At 57.6% G+C, this 14,338-nt stretch carries 16 protein-coding genes; 9 read left to right on the top strand and 7 right to left on the bottom strand.

Features of this window, described 5'->3' with window-relative positions; translation table 11 throughout:
* Positions 1-1,042 (bottom strand): FtsX-like permease family protein (locus GHO41_RS12785; RefSeq protein WP_153433760.1); only part of this gene is annotated, 1,042 nt, incomplete at its 3' end.
* Positions 1,042-1,725, bottom strand: coding sequence for an ABC transporter ATP-binding protein (locus GHO41_RS12790; protein ID WP_153433761.1), 684 nt, complete (start codon positions 1,723-1,725; stop codon positions 1,042-1,044). The genes GHO41_RS12790 and GHO41_RS12785, both read right to left, overlap by 1 nt.
* 10 nt (positions 1,726-1,735) lie before the next feature.
* Here GHO41_RS12790 and GHO41_RS12795 point away from each other — a divergent pair, with 10 nt between their 5' ends.
* The 3 genes from GHO41_RS12795 to GHO41_RS12805 all read left to right on the top strand — a co-directional run bounded on the left by GHO41_RS12795 (position 1,736) and on the right by GHO41_RS12805 (position 3,831).
* Positions 1,736-2,341, top strand: coding sequence for an arylesterase (locus GHO41_RS12795; RefSeq protein WP_153330961.1), 606 nt, complete (start codon positions 1,736-1,738; stop codon positions 2,339-2,341).
* Between the two features lie 58 nt (positions 2,342-2,399).
* Entirely contained in the window at positions 2,400-2,693 is a 294-nt protein-coding gene (locus tag GHO41_RS12800) for a hypothetical protein (protein ID WP_003446817.1), read from the top strand.
* 109 nt (positions 2,694-2,802) lie between these two features.
* On the top strand, positions 2,803-3,831 hold the full coding sequence (locus GHO41_RS12805) for a L,D-transpeptidase family protein (RefSeq protein ID WP_153433762.1): 1,029 nt from the start codon (positions 2,803-2,805) through the stop codon (positions 3,829-3,831).
* 132 nt (positions 3,832-3,963) lie between these two features.
* Here GHO41_RS12805 and oprI read toward each other — a convergent pair whose 3' ends face one another.
* Positions 3,964-4,215: an outer membrane lipoprotei OprI gene (oprI, locus tag GHO41_RS12810; protein ID WP_003172710.1), complete on the bottom strand. Its 252-nt coding sequence runs from the start codon at positions 4,213-4,215 to the stop codon at positions 3,964-3,966.
* A gap of 477 nt (positions 4,216-4,692) precedes the next feature.
* Between oprI and GHO41_RS12815 the strand changes: the two genes are divergently transcribed.
* Entirely contained in the window at positions 4,693-4,974 is a 282-nt protein-coding gene (locus GHO41_RS12815) for a GNAT family N-acetyltransferase (protein ID WP_048368625.1), read from the top strand.
* Between the two features lie 55 nt (positions 4,975-5,029).
* Here GHO41_RS12815 and GHO41_RS12820 read toward each other — a convergent pair whose 3' ends face one another.
* Both GHO41_RS12820 and GHO41_RS12825 read right to left on the bottom strand, forming a co-directional pair.
* On the bottom strand, positions 5,030-6,106 hold the full coding sequence (locus tag GHO41_RS12820; RefSeq protein WP_048368800.1) for a 3-deoxy-7-phosphoheptulonate synthase: 1,077 nt from the start codon (positions 6,104-6,106) through the stop codon (positions 5,030-5,032).
* A 131-nt stretch (positions 6,107-6,237) separates the two neighbouring features.
* A complete protein-coding gene (locus tag GHO41_RS12825) occupies positions 6,238-6,684 on the bottom strand; it encodes a PilZ domain-containing protein (protein ID WP_048368624.1) in 447 nt (148 codons plus the stop codon).
* A 58-nt stretch (positions 6,685-6,742) separates the two neighbouring features.
* On the opposite strand from GHO41_RS12825, the gene GHO41_RS12830 reads away from it, so the two are divergent.
* The 4 genes from GHO41_RS12830 to GHO41_RS12845 all read left to right on the top strand — a co-directional run bounded on the left by GHO41_RS12830 (position 6,743) and on the right by GHO41_RS12845 (position 10,267).
* On the top strand, positions 6,743-7,069 hold the full coding sequence (locus GHO41_RS12830) for a thioredoxin (protein WP_048368623.1): 327 nt from the start codon (positions 6,743-6,745) through the stop codon (positions 7,067-7,069).
* Between the two features lie 110 nt (positions 7,070-7,179).
* On the top strand, positions 7,180-7,680 hold the full coding sequence (locus GHO41_RS12835) for a universal stress protein (protein WP_153433763.1): 501 nt from the start codon (positions 7,180-7,182) through the stop codon (positions 7,678-7,680).
* A gap of 113 nt (positions 7,681-7,793) precedes the next feature.
* Positions 7,794-8,768, top strand: a complete 975-nt coding sequence (gene cysB, locus GHO41_RS12840; protein WP_048368621.1) for an HTH-type transcriptional regulator CysB — start codon at positions 7,794-7,796, stop codon at positions 8,766-8,768.
* A gap of 173 nt (positions 8,769-8,941) precedes the next feature.
* Entirely contained in the window at positions 8,942-10,267 is a 1,326-nt protein-coding gene (locus GHO41_RS12845) for a DUF4329 domain-containing protein (RefSeq protein ID WP_048368620.1), read from the top strand.
* Between the two features lie 79 nt (positions 10,268-10,346).
* Here the strand turns inward: GHO41_RS12845 and GHO41_RS12850 are convergent, their stop codons facing one another.
* Both GHO41_RS12850 and GHO41_RS12855 read right to left on the bottom strand, forming a co-directional pair.
* Positions 10,347-11,483, bottom strand: coding sequence for a catalase family protein (locus tag GHO41_RS12850; protein ID WP_153433764.1), 1,137 nt, complete (start codon positions 11,481-11,483; stop codon positions 10,347-10,349).
* Between the two features lie 19 nt (positions 11,484-11,502).
* Positions 11,503-13,317 (bottom strand): di-heme-cytochrome C peroxidase, encoded by a 1,815-nt coding sequence (locus GHO41_RS12855; protein WP_153433765.1) that lies wholly within the window; start codon positions 13,315-13,317, stop codon positions 11,503-11,505.
* A 267-nt stretch (positions 13,318-13,584) separates the two neighbouring features.
* On the opposite strand from GHO41_RS12855, the gene GHO41_RS12860 reads away from it, so the two are divergent.
* Positions 13,585-14,304: an FKBP-type peptidyl-prolyl cis-trans isomerase gene (locus GHO41_RS12860; protein ID WP_048368617.1), complete on the top strand. Its 720-nt coding sequence runs from the start codon at positions 13,585-13,587 to the stop codon at positions 14,302-14,304.
* Positions 14,305-14,338 lie beyond the last annotated feature (34 nt).

Raw genomic sequence — 14,338 nt, forward strand, 5'->3', positions numbered from 1 at the left:
GTACATCGGTCGGGAGCAAGTCGTGCAGCAAGGCGAACAACCCCAGTTGCGCCAGCCAGCCGAGCAGGGCTCCGGTCACGCTGGCCAGCAGCCCGAGCATCGCCAGTTGCAGGCTGAACAGCCAGAGTGTTTCGCGGCGGGACAAGCCCAGGCAGCGCAGCAGCGCGCTGGCATCAAAGCGCCGATTGGCAAAACGGGTTGCAGACAGGGCAACCGCCACCCCGGCGAGCAACACCGCTACCAGGCTGGCCATGTTCAGATAGCGTTCGGCCTTGCCGAGTGCGCCGCCGATTTGCTGGTTGCCATCACGCCCGTCGAGCAAGCGCTGGTTGGCTTCAAGGCCCGGTTGGATGACGTCACGGTAGGACTGTAGTGCCGGTGCTTCGCCGCGCCACAGCTCGCGAAAGCTGACCCGGCTGCCGGGTTGTACGATGCCGGTCGCTTGCAGGTCATCCAGATTGATCAGCACTCGTGGGGTCAGGCTGTAAAAATTACCGGCACGGTCGGGTTCGTAGGTCAGAACACGGGTGATCTTGACGGTTTTTGAGCCGACATCAATGTCGTCACCGACCTTGAGATCCAATGCAGTCAGCAGTCGCGGCTCAACCCAGGCCTGCCCGGACTTTGGCCCGCCGCCGGGCTGTTCTTCGCCGTAAGGCTGGGCGGCGCTTTTGAGTTGGCCGCGCAGGGGGTATGCGTCATCGGCGGCTTTGATGCTGGACAGCTGAATGCCGTTGTCTGTGGCAATTACGCTGGAAAACTCGACGATTTGCGCGTGTTTGAGCCCCAGTTCGTTGCCCACGCGGATTTGCTCTTCGCGGGCCGGTGAGCTGCCTTCGAGCACCAGGTCGGCCCCCAGGAACTCGGTGGCGCGCAAAACCATCGCGCCGTTGAGGCGAGCGCCGAAGTAACCGATGGCGGTGCTGGCAGCGACGGCCACCAGTACGGCAAAAAACAGCACGCGCAACTCACCGGCGCGTGCATCACGCAGGAGTTGGCGCAGGGCGAGGCTGAGCAGACGGACCAGCGGCAAACGTGCCATCAAGGCTCCAGAGGGCCGACCAGATGGCCGGCGTCAAGACGGATCAGGCGTCGGCAGCGATGGGCCAGACGTTCGTCATGGGTCACCAGTACCAGTGTGGTGCCCTGTTCTTTGTTCAGCTCAAACAGCAGCTCGGTAATGCGCTCGCCGGTGTGGCTGTCGAGGTTACCTGTCGGTTCGTCGGCAAACAGCACGTCCGGGTTGGCGGCAAAGGCCCGTGCTATGGCAACGCGTTGCTGCTCGCCGCCAGACAACTGGCGCGGTGAATGGCTCAGGCGCTGGCCCAGGCCGACCCGTTCAAGCAAATGCCGCGCCTGTTCGCGGGCGTCTTTGCGGCCATCGAGCTCCAGCGGCAACATGACGTTTTCCAGTGCGTTGAGGCTGTCGAGCAGTTGGAATGACTGGAACACGAAGCCAACGTGTTCGGCGCGCACGCGGGCACGCTGATCTTCATCGAGGGTGCTGAGTGTATGCCCGGCCAGAATGACTTCACCCTGGCTGGGCAGGTCCAGGCCTGCGAGCAAGCCGAGCAGGGTGGATTTGCCCGAGCCGGAAGCGCCGACGATGGCCAGGCTGTCGCCTTTGCGCAGTTCCAGGCTTAAGGGGTGCAGGATGGTTAACTCGCCTTCCGCGCTGAGAACCACTTTGCTAAGGTTCTGCGCGGTGAGAATACTTTCGCCCATGGAGAATCCAATGCGTACGTGGTTTATAAGTGCTGCTCTTGCCCTGATGTGTATAGCGCAGAATGCAGCTGCAGGAACAATCTTGATCGTCGGCGATAGTATCAGCGCGGCTTTAGGCCTGGATACCCGTCTGGGATGGGCTTCTTTGCTGCAACAACGGCTTAAGGAGCAAGGCTACGACGACCAAGTAGTCAATGCCTCGATCAGCGGCGACACCAGCGCCGGCGGGCTTGCGCGGTTACCGGCGCTGCTTGCGGAGCATAAACCGCAGGTGGTGATTATTGAGCTGGGCGCCAACGATGGGCTGCGCGGCCAGCCGCCAGCACAATTGAAACAAAATCTTGCCGCGATGGTCGACGACTCGCAAAAAGCAGGTGCCAAAGTGCTGCTGTTGGGCATGTTGCTGCCGCCCAATTATGGTCGGCGCTATACCGACGCTTTTGCCAAGGTCTACAGCGATCTGGGCAGCGAGAAAAAGGTCGCGCTGGTGCCGTTTTTCCTGGAGGGCGTCGGCGGGCATCCCGAGTTTATCCAGGATGATGGCCTGCATCCGAAGGCCAATGCACAGGGCCGTTTGCTCGATAATGTGTGGTCAACCCTAAAACCACTGCTTTGATGCTTTTCTAGTGGCATGGTTTCGGCTAATGTGGCGCCCCCCCGATTTGGAGCCCCTGATGTCGCGTCCTGCCTGGTCTTTATATGCTTATCAACTGATCGAGCCCGATGAACAGCTCGATTTGTTCGCCTGCCAGGAGGTACGGGTACATTTGGTCACGCGCCAATTGGAGCTGGGTGGCACAATCGACCGCACCCTGTGTGGCTCATTGCTGCCCGCGCAGCCGCGTTGGTCGGATGTCACGCGCAAGGTGTTTCAGGATCACCGGCTTTGCCCGCTGTGCCGGGCGATTATTGAGTCTCAGCGCCGCGGCACTGAGCCGATCTGGCCCGAATTGCGCTTTGAATTGTGATGTAACCTGTCTGAAACCTTAAGACTCAATACGCCGCCTCCCGGCTTTTCGAGGTGGCGTGTACACTCTCTTTTTTGTCCCCCTGTTGATTATGCGAAGGGTCTTCCGGATGTTCTCGCGCTTACCTGCTGTCACCCGTTATCTGTCAGTTGCCGCACTGTGTGTTGCGGGTCCCGTTCATGCGCTTGAATTTCCGCTGCCGCCACCGGGTGAAGACGTGGTCGGGCAGGTGCAAGTCATCAAGGGCAAATACGAAGATTCTTTCTCGGACCTTGGCAACCAGTACGAACTGGGCTACTCCGAAATGATTGCCGCCAACCCAGGTGTGGATGCCTGGCTGCCTGTCAAAAAGAACCTCGACGGCTCGATCGTTGACACCGATATTGTCTTGCCGACCCAGTTCATCCTGCCGCCGGGCAAGCGCGAAGGCATCGTGATCAACCTTGCCGAGTATCGCTTGTATTATTTCCCCAAGGATCAGAACAAGGTGTACACCTTTCCGTTGGGGATCGGCCGTGAAGGCTGGGGCTCGCCTTTGGGGCTGACCAAGGTCACGGCTAAAACGCCAAATCCGACCTGGACGCCTCCTGCTTCGATCAAGGCCGAACACGCCGCCAATGGTGACCCGCTGCCTAACGTTGTGCCGGCAGGGCCGGACAACCCGCTGGGGCCGTTCAAGTTCACCCTGGGCATGCCGGGTTACCTGATTCATGGTTCCAACGCCAAGTTCGGTATCGGCACAGGCACCAGCCACGGCTGTTTCCGCATGCTTAACAAAAACGTGCTTGAGCTGGCCAAAATGGTGCCGGTGGGCACGCCGGTTCGCATCATCAACGAACCGTACAAACTCGGTGTAAGTGGCGGCAAGGTATTCCTTGAAGTGCACGAGCCGTTGAATGTCAAAGATGGCTCTTTGCTAGCCAAAAGTGACAAGTCGCATTTGACTCAGGAAGATCTGCAGAACAAGTACGCAGGCTTTATCAACTTCCTGCTTAAGCATAAAGACCTGGAAAAGGTCATCCAGATCGACAAAGACAAAGCGTTCCCTGTGGTCGGTGCCGAAACCGGCATACCTCAGGAGATCGGTGTGGCCAACACCACGGTGCAACAGGGTGAGTCGCTGGACTACGTTCAGTAACGCACCCAGGCACTAAAACAGCCGCCACGGTTAACGCCCTGGCGGTTTTTTATTGCCTGCTTAGTTGGTAGCAGGCATAAAAAAGCCGACCCATAAAAATGGGTCGGCTTCGATAATAATCCCGAAGGACTATTACTTGCGGCTAGCTTTTTCAAGCATACGCAGAGCACGTTCGTTAGCTTCATCAGCAGTCTGTTGTGCTTTTTGAGCAGCAGCCAGAGCTTCGTCAGCTTTGCGGTAGGCTTCGTCAGCACGAGCCTGGGAACGAGCTGCTGCGTCTTCAGTTGCAGTCAGACGGGCTTCAGTTTCTTTAGATACGCTGCTGCAACCGGTAGCCAGAACTGCGGCCAATGCCAGAGCAGAGAATTTCAGAACGTTGTTCATCGTGTTCCCCTTCAAGGACTTTCTAATTAAAGCTGCTCCTTCAACATGAGGAAACAGCCGGCGTACATACTACCCATTACTTGTAGTAAGTAAACTGACCTAGCGCAAGAACCAAAAAAAATATTTGGCAATCAATGCCAATGGGCTAGATTTAACAGATTGTGTCCGAGAAAACTGCCCGTCTTTGGTCGTCTTGAGCAAGCGGCTTGCAAATATAAAGACCGCGTGAAGTGACTTCAAGAGGGCGCCTGCGTCATAGATAAGTCTTTTGCGTGCGAGCACACACTGAGCATCAATTGCGAGAGCGACTATTCTTAATTTTGCCTGTCGGCGTGCCTGCCGTTGTCTGTGTGCCTGTTGCAGAAGCTGTTCCGGTTGCTGTGTAACGGCAATGACACAGGGCCAGTATCTGGGTTCCCTCGGCACAAAAACATGAGTAAGGTAGAGGTCACAGTCCAAGACCCGCGAGGAGTAATGATGAGCGAGGCGCTGTCCATCCACCATGACCAGGCAGGTCACCAGTTTGAGACCACTGTCGACGGTCACCGTGCCTACCTGACCTACATGGATTTGGGTAAGCAGACTCTGGATATTTACCGCACCTTTGTGCCCAACGCGTTGCGTGGGCGAGGCATTGCGGCCGCGTTGACCGAGCAGGCGCTCGATTACGCCGAAAAAATGGGCTACGAGGTGATTCCCTCGTGTTCCTACGTTGAGCGCTATATGGAGCGCCACAAGCGCACTCAGGCCAAAACCTGAAATAGCACTCATAAAAAACGCCGGGCTAGCCCGGCGTTTTTGTGTGCGCTTAAAATCAACCGCGAGCCCGCTTGGGCAGGACGTCCTTGAGCTTGGCGTGCATGCTGCGCAAGGTGTTTTCAGTGCTTGCCCAGTCGATGCAGGCATCGGTGATCGAGACACCGTATTGCAAGTCTTCAAGGTTTTTAGGGATCGCCTGGCAGCCCCAGTTCAGGTGGCTTTCAACCATCAGACCGATGATCGACTGGTTGCCTTCAAGGATCTGATTGGCCACGTTCTCCATCACCAGCGGTTGCAGCGCAGGGTCTTTGTTGGAGTTGGCATGGCTGCAATCGACCATGATGTTCGGGGTGATTTTAGCTTTGGTCAGGGCTTGCTCGCAGAGCGCCACGCTGACCGAGTCATAGTTCGGCTTGCCATTGCCACCGCGCAATACCACGTGGCCGTAGGCGTTGCCTTTGGTGGTGACGATGGACACGCCACCTTCCTGGTTGATACCCAGGAAACGGTGCGGGCTGGACACTGACTGCAAGGCGTTGATCGCAACGGTCAGGCCGCCATCGGTGCCGTTTTTAAAGCCAACTGCCGAAGACAGGCCAGAGGCCATTTCGCGGTGAGTTTGCGACTCGGTGGTACGCGCACCAATGGCAGACCAGCTGATGAGGTCTTGCAGGTACTGCGGAGAAATCGGGTCAAGGGCTTCAGTGGCGGTTGGCAGGCCCATTTCGGCCAGGTCCAGAAGCAATTTACGGCCGATGTGCAGACCGTCTTCGATTTTGAACGAGTCGTCCAGGTACGGGTCGTTGATCAGGCCTTTCCAGCCCACGGTGGTCCGTGGTTTTTCGAAATAAACGCGCATGACCAGATACAGCGTGTCGCTGACTTCAGCCGCAAGTACCTTCAGGCGCTCAGCGTATTCATGAGCCGCCTTGAGGTCGTGGATCGAGCAAGGCCCGATGACAACGAACAGGCGATGGTCTTTGCCATCCAGGATGTTGCGAATGACCTCACGCCCTTTGTTCACGGTCTGCAGCGCTGTAGCGCTGAGAGGGATCTCGCGCTTGAGGCGTTCAGGTGTGATCAGGGTTTCGTTGGAGGCAACGTTAAGGTCGTCGATCGGTAAATCAGCCATCGTGTTACTCGTCAGGTCACGGGTGCCGGCCGCCAGCGATCCCCGTGCGGCGGAGCACAGCTTGATTGAGCGCATCGGGGAGCGGAACCTTAACGCGTTAAGCGGTTATTCGACAATGGGCACACAGCGGTTTAATCCAGCGCAGGTTGTGCCAGGGCCTGCTCCAGAGTTTCCTGGGAAAACTCTGGAGCGTGCAGGTTGACCCATTCCAGGGCCAGCGCATCCTTGTTTTCGAAGGGCAGGTTGAGTTGATTGCGCTGGCGGCAATAGTGTTCGATCTGACACACCTGCTCACCCATGCGCGCACCAAACAGGGTCTGGTCATCGGTAAAGGCCACACCGACGCGGTAGCCGTCGGCGTGTTTTTCACACCAGGCGATATAGCCCGGGTAGTGGGCGGTGTCGCCCAGGGTGGGCATGTACATATCAACCGCCGTGCCGCGCCTCCAGCCTCTGTCACTGTTGCACGCAACACCCCCCAGGCTGATAGTGTTCAGCTTCTGGCGCGAAAGGGCAGGGTGCTTGCGAGGGGTGATCTGAACAGGAACATCATCTGGGTGAGGCAAAAAACGACCCATGTACACAGACTCCAAAGTGCCAGTATTTTGATCTTGTTAGCTGAGTATAGTGACTGAAATGGAACTGACAGACTTTGATGCGGACCAGCGCCTGCTGACGCTGCCCGGCACGACCTTGCTGGTGTTCACCAGCACCGGGTGTTCGAGCTGCCGCACGGCGCGCAAAATGCTGCCCGAAATGCAGTTGCCCATTGATCAGCTGTGCTGGATTGACGCCGGTGACAACGGTGGCCTGGTCGAGCGTTACGAGATCTTCCACCTTCCTGCAATGTTTGTCGTGCGTGACGGTGCTTTTTACGGTGAATTGAAGTCGCGCTTGAGTGAGGGGGAGTTGGCCCACCACCTTAAACTGGCCTTGCTGCTTGAGCCCGACGAACTGCCTTGAACCTTGTGCTACCCCAACTGTGCGTGTAAGTCATCGCGCGGGTCATCGAACTTGTCCGGGCGCTGCTAAGCTGAATTCATCTCGGCCATAACGCCTGTCGAGGAGGTCGCATGATTCGCTCGATACTGTTCGCCACAGACCTCGGTATTTATGCTCCGGTTGTGATGCAGCACGCTTTGGGGCTGGCCCGCAGTTTCAAGGCGGATTTGTATGTGCTTCACGTTGTGGAGCCCATGGGGCTGTTCGCCGAATCGGTATTGCAAAGTTATCTGGATGAGCAGGCGCTGCATGAACTGCAGCAGCAGGGCATGACCGCCATGCTGTCCAATATTGAGCAGCGTGTGTTCGAGAGTCTTCAAGATGAACTGGGCGAAGGGGCGCAGGAGCTTGCCTTGATCCGCTCGGTCAAGGTGGTTCAGGGCGAGCCCGCCCATATCATTCTGGAGGAGTCGCGAAAGCTTGGGGTTGACCTGGTGATCCTCGGCAGTCACGGCCAGTCTACTGGCGCAAACAGCCACTTGGGGCACAACGCAAGCCGCGTCGTAGAGCAGGCGCAGGTGCCGGTGTACCTGGTGCCGTTGGTGCAACGTCGGCGGCGCACCGACGGGTGAAGGCGACGAACTGCTAAAAACGATAAAAAGTTCTAGATTTATTCTTCTGACCTTCCATATAGTTATATATCGCCGCCGATAGTCATGGCGCCTATTTGCTCTGAGGGATGCATATGAAGCTTCAACAACTGCGCTACATCTGGGAAGTGGCGCACCACGACCTCAACGTTTCAGCTACCGCTCAGAGTCTCTACACCTCACAGCCGGGGATCAGTAAACAGATCCGTTTGCTGGAAGACGAGTTGGGCGTTGAAGTATTTGCGCGCAGTGGCAAACACCTGACCCGTGTCACACCGGCGGGCGAGCGTATCATCACCACCGCCGGTGAAATCCTGCGCAAGGTCGAGAGCATCAAGCAGATCGCTCAAGAGTTTTCCAACGAGAAAAAAGGCACGTTGTCGATTGCTACCACGCACACCCAGGCGCGTTATGCCCTGCCGCCGGTCATCAGCAACTTCATCAAGCAATACCCGGACGTCGCCTTGCATATGCATCAGGGCTCGCCGATGCAAATTGCTGAAATGGCCGCTGATGGCACCGTCGATTTTGCAATTGCCACTGAAGCGCTGGAGCTGTTCGGCGACCTGGTAATGATGCCGTGCTACCGCTGGAACCGTTGCGTGGTCGTGCCTCAAGGCCACCCGCTGACCAAACTGCCGAAGCTGACCCTTGAGGCCTTGGCTGAATACCCGATTGTGACTTACGTCTTTGGTTTTACCGGCCGTTCCAAGCTGGACGAAGCCTTCAGCCATCGCGGCCTGACGCCCAAAGTGGTGTTCACCGCAGCTGACGCTGACGTGATCAAGACTTACGTACGCTTGGGCCTGGGCGTCGGTATTGTGGCCAAGATGGCCGTGGACACCAACCTGGACAAAGACCTTGTAGTTCTGGATGCCAGCGAATTGTTCGAGTCGAGCATCACCAAGATTGGTTTCCGTCGCGGTACCTTCCTGCGCGGTTTCATGTGCGATTTCATTGAGAAATTCGCGCCGCACCTGACCCGCGAAGTGATGGCCAAGGCCATTGCCTGCCATAACAAGCAGGAACTCGAAGACCTGTTTGAAGGGGTTGAACTGCCGGTTCATTGAGTGGGCTGACGGGCCCACGGATGGGCCAGTTGAACCCGTGACGGTGGTGGCGTGCGAACCATGACCGTCACTACCCCAGTAACGCACGTGCTGCCATGAATACCTTGAAACTTGACGCGTGATTTCACGCTGGGCGAACAGCGCCCGGCCCACGCCAAGACAAGGACTTTTCCATGAGTACCAGCGCGCAAACTGCTTCTGTATTAATCCCGTCGTTAAGCCCCGCCTTCATCAGTGCCGATGATGCGGCGGTGTACGCCCACGAGCTCATTGCGGCCATCAAGAATGGCATTGTTTACGGCGGCTTTATACTCGCCAGGCAGAACCGCTATTACGCCACCCTGCCACATGCGGGTTCCAGCACGTCCTTTGACCCTGCCGACGTGCTGTCATTGTCTGATGAGGGTTTATTCCTGCCGATCCAGGGCTACACCATTGAAGGGATGTACCACTCCAATACTTCCATTCAACGGATGCCTTGGCAGGTGCACGAGGAAAGCGAGTTGCAAGACAACTTTTTTTCGATTCACGACCTCAATCAAGCGATTCGCTATAAACACAACTACCCGCGCTTCTATTTGTCCTGCCCCGACAAGTGCGTATTGAGCTACGTCGCCAGTGGTTCAGACCTTGAGAAAGCCTTGTTGCCTTTACTTTCACGCAAGCGTGCGCTGTATCCCGGGACGTTTGAAAGAGCCTATGACTTGGGGTCGTTGATGCCCTCTGACTTGATTGGTTTGATCTGCCTGGCGGGGGAACTCAGCATTGTGCTGGCGGGGGCTCACTGGGATCGACGCACCCGGCTGGGTGCGAACTGGAAGGCCGATCAGCAGAAGGGGCGGACCTCGGTCGACAAGCCCGCACTGTGTTCCAGTGTGTACAGCGATGTAGTAGACGCGGTGAAGGCTGTTCATCAGGCCATGCTCTTGCGCAAACACACGCAATTTGCCGGGTTTGTGCTCAAGCAGCTGGACGCTGACGTGTACGTTTATACCCGTGCATTAGAAACGCCTTTTTTTGAATTTGACTGGGATGTGGTGTTCCCCAAGGATCCCAGCGGAGTGCCGGTGGTGCCCGAGGGTTACCGCATCGTCGGGGTTTACTTGTCAGGTGAAGAACCGGATGCGCTGTTGCATGACACTACCAACGAGTTGTTTGGTGATTTCTTTTCCCCCAGCGCGCTGCTGACCAGTTTGTTGCTGGTGCGCGCAACGCCTGGCTGCGACGTCTTCTTTTGTGCACGGGAGGGCGGGTTACTGCGCTATCAGAGCGACGCGACAGAGTCAGAAGCAGAGCTGGTCACCCTTATAAACCGCACTCACACGACCGTGTCAGATATTGAAGCGAGACTTTTCCCTTACGACCGTAATGCACAGAGCTACGTCCACCGTGTAGCCGAAGCGGGCAAGCTGGAGGTCATTACGACTGACGAGGTATGGACGCAAGAGGGAAGGATTGGCCCCGACTGGGCGCCGTTTGCCGTGTCGCCAACACTGTAGGAGCGAGCTTGCCTCGCGATCTTTTAACGGTCAAAAGATCGCGAGACGAGCTCGCTCCTACAGTGTGTGGCGGGACGCGTTATTGCTCGGCGTTACGGCTGTGGCGGTACTCGCTGACCGAGTCATACACGGCTTTGCGCAGGCGGTTGATACCGCCAATAGGCCGGTGCTCTTCAATGCCGTGCCATGGGCTGAACGACAGGTTGTCACAGGCCAGATTCTGGCTCGGGGTGTCGAAGTCTTGCGGCGCTACGGTGATGCGCGCCACAGTTTCGAATGGCGCATCAGACGCCTTCCATTCAACACTGGTGTCTTCAATCGGCATGTAGCGGTTGGCATCCTGACGCTGAATCTGCAACACAAAACAGGCAGGCGTGCGGTCTGTGCTGAGTTGCTGAGTCAACGCACTGCGCAAGAAGTTCGGCAGGTCCTGATTCTGTTTGGGCAGGCTGTAGGCCGGGCAGTTGTCTGCGTCCGGTGCCACTCTGAATTTGGCATTGGCCGTCCCGAACTTGTAAGGCGACACCGAGTAGTAGGTGGTTTGTGTCGGGCTGGCGGGTGCGGGTGCCAGAGTGGCCAAGGCAATAAACAAGTGCCGCACTTGCCAGCTGCGCGGGTCCCAGGACGGGAAAAACGCCAGCACTTTTTTGCCGTCGGCCTGGGCCGCGATGTTCTGACGATACTCCGCCACATCGCTGACAAAGAAGTTGGGGTGGTTGAACATTACAAAATCCTGTTCGCCGCGCCCTTGCTGGCTGGGCAACAGCTGCGTACCCGGCACGTCCTGCAACTTGATCGCCATGCCGCGGGCGTCGCGGATGCTGTCAAATTGCGGGTAAGCATTACCGTTTGACAGGCGCATCACGGCTTGCCAGGTTTTGCCCGGCGCCGCAAACACGCCTTGGCGCAAGGCCGGGTCGAGGTCATCGAGCACCTTGACCTCAGCTTTGACGCAGCCATGCGCCTTGGCGTGAGCATCGCGCAGGTAGCGCGTGTTCTCTCGGTGTTGGTCGACGATTTTAATCGCCGTCTGGATCGTGTCTTGAGTCATCGCGGCTTCACCGGCCGGGATCTGCTCCTGTGCTGAAACAGGACCGCGGTACTTCCAGGCATACCAGCCTGTTGTCAGCGCCCAGCCCAGCAGCCCCAGCACGATCAGGGCGAGCAACAGCTTGCCCAGCCAGGTGCCGAGTCGAAGCCATAAAGTGGTCAGCATGCAAACATCCTTTTAAACGTTATTCGTTGGGCAACTGGTGTTCGAGCGGGCCGCCGAGCACTTTCAGGTACTCGATCAAGGCCCAGCGCTCTTCAGGTTGCAGCAGGCGACCAATCACGCCATTGCCCTGTGGCCCGGCCCGGAATTCGTGACCGCTGTTGTGGTTGCCACTGATGCGGGTGTCCAGCACAAAGCCGCCATCAAAGGCGTCTGTGCGGTAGCCCAAGTGGCGCGGGTCGTACTCAAAATTGCCGCGATAGAAGGTTTGCGCACGTTCTGACTGCGGCGACAACAGTTGATACACCGTCGGCACAGAGCCGTTGTGCAGGTAGGGCGCAGTGGCCCAGATGCCATCCAGCGGGCGAGCCTTGTAGGCGCGCAACTCGAGCACGCCAATCGGCAGGCCGAAGCCGTTGAGGCGTGCTTGCTCTTCAGGGCTGACGGCAGCGTCGTGGTAGGCGCGCTTTTCAACAAAGGCGGTGACATAGGCCAGGCCCTTGGCGACAGACAGCTGATGCATGTCCAGCGGCTGCTCGCTCTTGGGGAGGAGGTTGACGTTCATGCTGGCCAACTCGGCCGGGTCCCACTGCAGGGCGCTGAGGTCGTAGCGATTGTCTGCGATGTTAGTGGCGGTATTGGGATCGGTACCGATCACCTCGACCGGCAGCATCTTAAGTTGCTTGACCAGACGGCCGTTGTCTTCAACCACGGGCGGCACGTGGCAACCTGCGCAGTTCTCGGTAAAAAGACGGCGGCCTTTGGCGGCCAGCGGGCGGTCGATCTTGCCGAACAGGTCTTCGGGCCAAACGGGAGGTTTGAGTCGTTGCAGGGTTTCTTCAATCAGGTGCAAGTCGTTGACCCGCACGCTGGATGGGTAGCGATGGTCGCCTTGCAGCGGCTGACCGTGGCTGTCGAAGAAGTTCAGGGTTGCGCCGACGCCCAAGGCTTCACCGATATTGCGTGCCATGGGCTGTTGGGCCGAGCCATTCCATTGCACCCAGTCGAACGTCCACATGTCCCACAGGTGCGGGTAGTCTACCGGTGCATTGGCCACTCGATAGTTGTCGGGCGAGATCGCGTCGCCGAAGCTGGCATTGGCTATCCGGCCAAAGGCATCGGTACGCCCCGGGCCTTCGAGCGTCGGGTAAAGGCCGCGATGGGTGTCGTTCCAGGCCACGGCCAGAAAGGTGTCCAGCGAGGCCTTGAAGTCCTTGCGCAGTTGCTTGTGCCCGGCTTCATAGTTATCGCCCAGAACCGTGCGGGCAAAGCGCTCAAATTTCCAGGGGTTGTAGTACGTGGCTGCCAGGCTTGCGACCAACGCCTGGCCAAAGCTGCCGCCGCGCAGGGTCGGTACGCTGGAAGGCAGCACGTGTTGCGCCGGACCACCGTCAATGCGCAGGGCCTGGCCTTTGTAACGCAGCTCGCCGGTGTGGCAGGCCGCGCAGGTGATGTCCAGATACTCAACGGGGCTGCCGGGGTTCTGATGGCGAGTGAAGCCGACGGGCAAGTTGGCCGGGTTGGCCGCGCTGGCTTGTTGCTGCGGGTCGACCAAAAAGCCAAACCGCGCCAAATACTCAGGCGCAGCGAAGTGTTGCGTCGAGAAGGGCAGCTCCAGGGCACTGAACCAGTCGTAATGCAGGCCTTTCACTTGGGTGCCCTGGGGCGTGTAGTAATAAACTTGCCGATCCGCCTCGCTCCATTGGTCCTGGTAGTGCACGTGCTGCGGCGCGGTGTAAGCAGGCAGTTTTGGGTTGGCGATGAAGTAGACAACCACACACAGCCCTAACACCAAGGCCACGCCAAGCCCTGACAGCACACGGTAAAACAATCGCAAAATAACGCTCCTTGTAGGAATTTTTTCAGTCTTATGCCTGAGCGAGCGGCTAGCATCAAGTGGCTATTGGTTTGATCGGGGAGGGGAGGGACAGGTTTGACAGCGTGCTTGAAGTGTTAGCAAAAGTTGCGGTAATTATGAATTGTGATTTAGACATGAACTTATCCGCGATTTGCCTCTCTCATGCCGGTAGCCATTGGTTGCGGCCGCCTGATAAGCTCGCGGCTTTATTCGATTGCCCATTTGGCGCATGAACAAGGAAATAGCATGAAACAGCATCGGTTGGCGGCAGCTGTGGCTCTGGTAAGCCTGGTACTGGCGGGTTGCGACTCGCAGACCAGCGTAGAGCTGAAAACCCCGGCACAAAAAGCCTCTTATGGCATTGGCCTGAACATGGGTAAAAGCCTGGCTCAAGAAGGCATGGATGATCTGGATTCCAAAGCCGTAGCCTTGGGCATCGAAGATGCCGTCGGCAAGAAAGAGCAAAAGCTTAAGGATGACGAACTGATCGAAGCGTTCGCTGCCCTGCAAAAACGCGCTGAAGAGCGCCTGGCCAAGATGAGCGACGAAGCCTCTGCCGCCGGTAAAAAATTCCTCGAAGAAAACGGCAAGAAAGCAGGTGTTGTCACCACTGCTTCTGGCCTGCAGTACGAAGTCATCAAAAAGGCCGATGGCCCACAGCCAAAGCCAACTGACGTCGTGACCGTTCACTACGAAGGCAAGCTGATTGACGGCAAGGTTTTCGACAGCTCGATCGAGCGCGGTAGCCCGATTGACCTGCCAGTCAGCGGCGTGATCCCGGGTTGGGTTGAAGGCCTGCAACTGATGCACGTGGGTGAGAAGTACAAGCTCTACATCCCTAGCGAACTGGCTTACGGCGCACAAAGCCCAAGCCCGGCGATCCCGGCCAACTCGGTGCTGGTATTCGACCTGGAACTGCTGGGCATCAAAGACCCTGCAAAACCAGAGGCCGATGCTGCCAAGTAAGCAGCCTCTGTTTTCACACAGCGCCCCGTCCTGA

The sequence above is a fragment of the Pseudomonas sp. FSL R10-0399 genome (genome assembly GCF_009600165.1).
Classification (GTDB): Bacteria; Pseudomonadota; Gammaproteobacteria; order Pseudomonadales; family Pseudomonadaceae; genus Aquipseudomonas; species Aquipseudomonas helleri.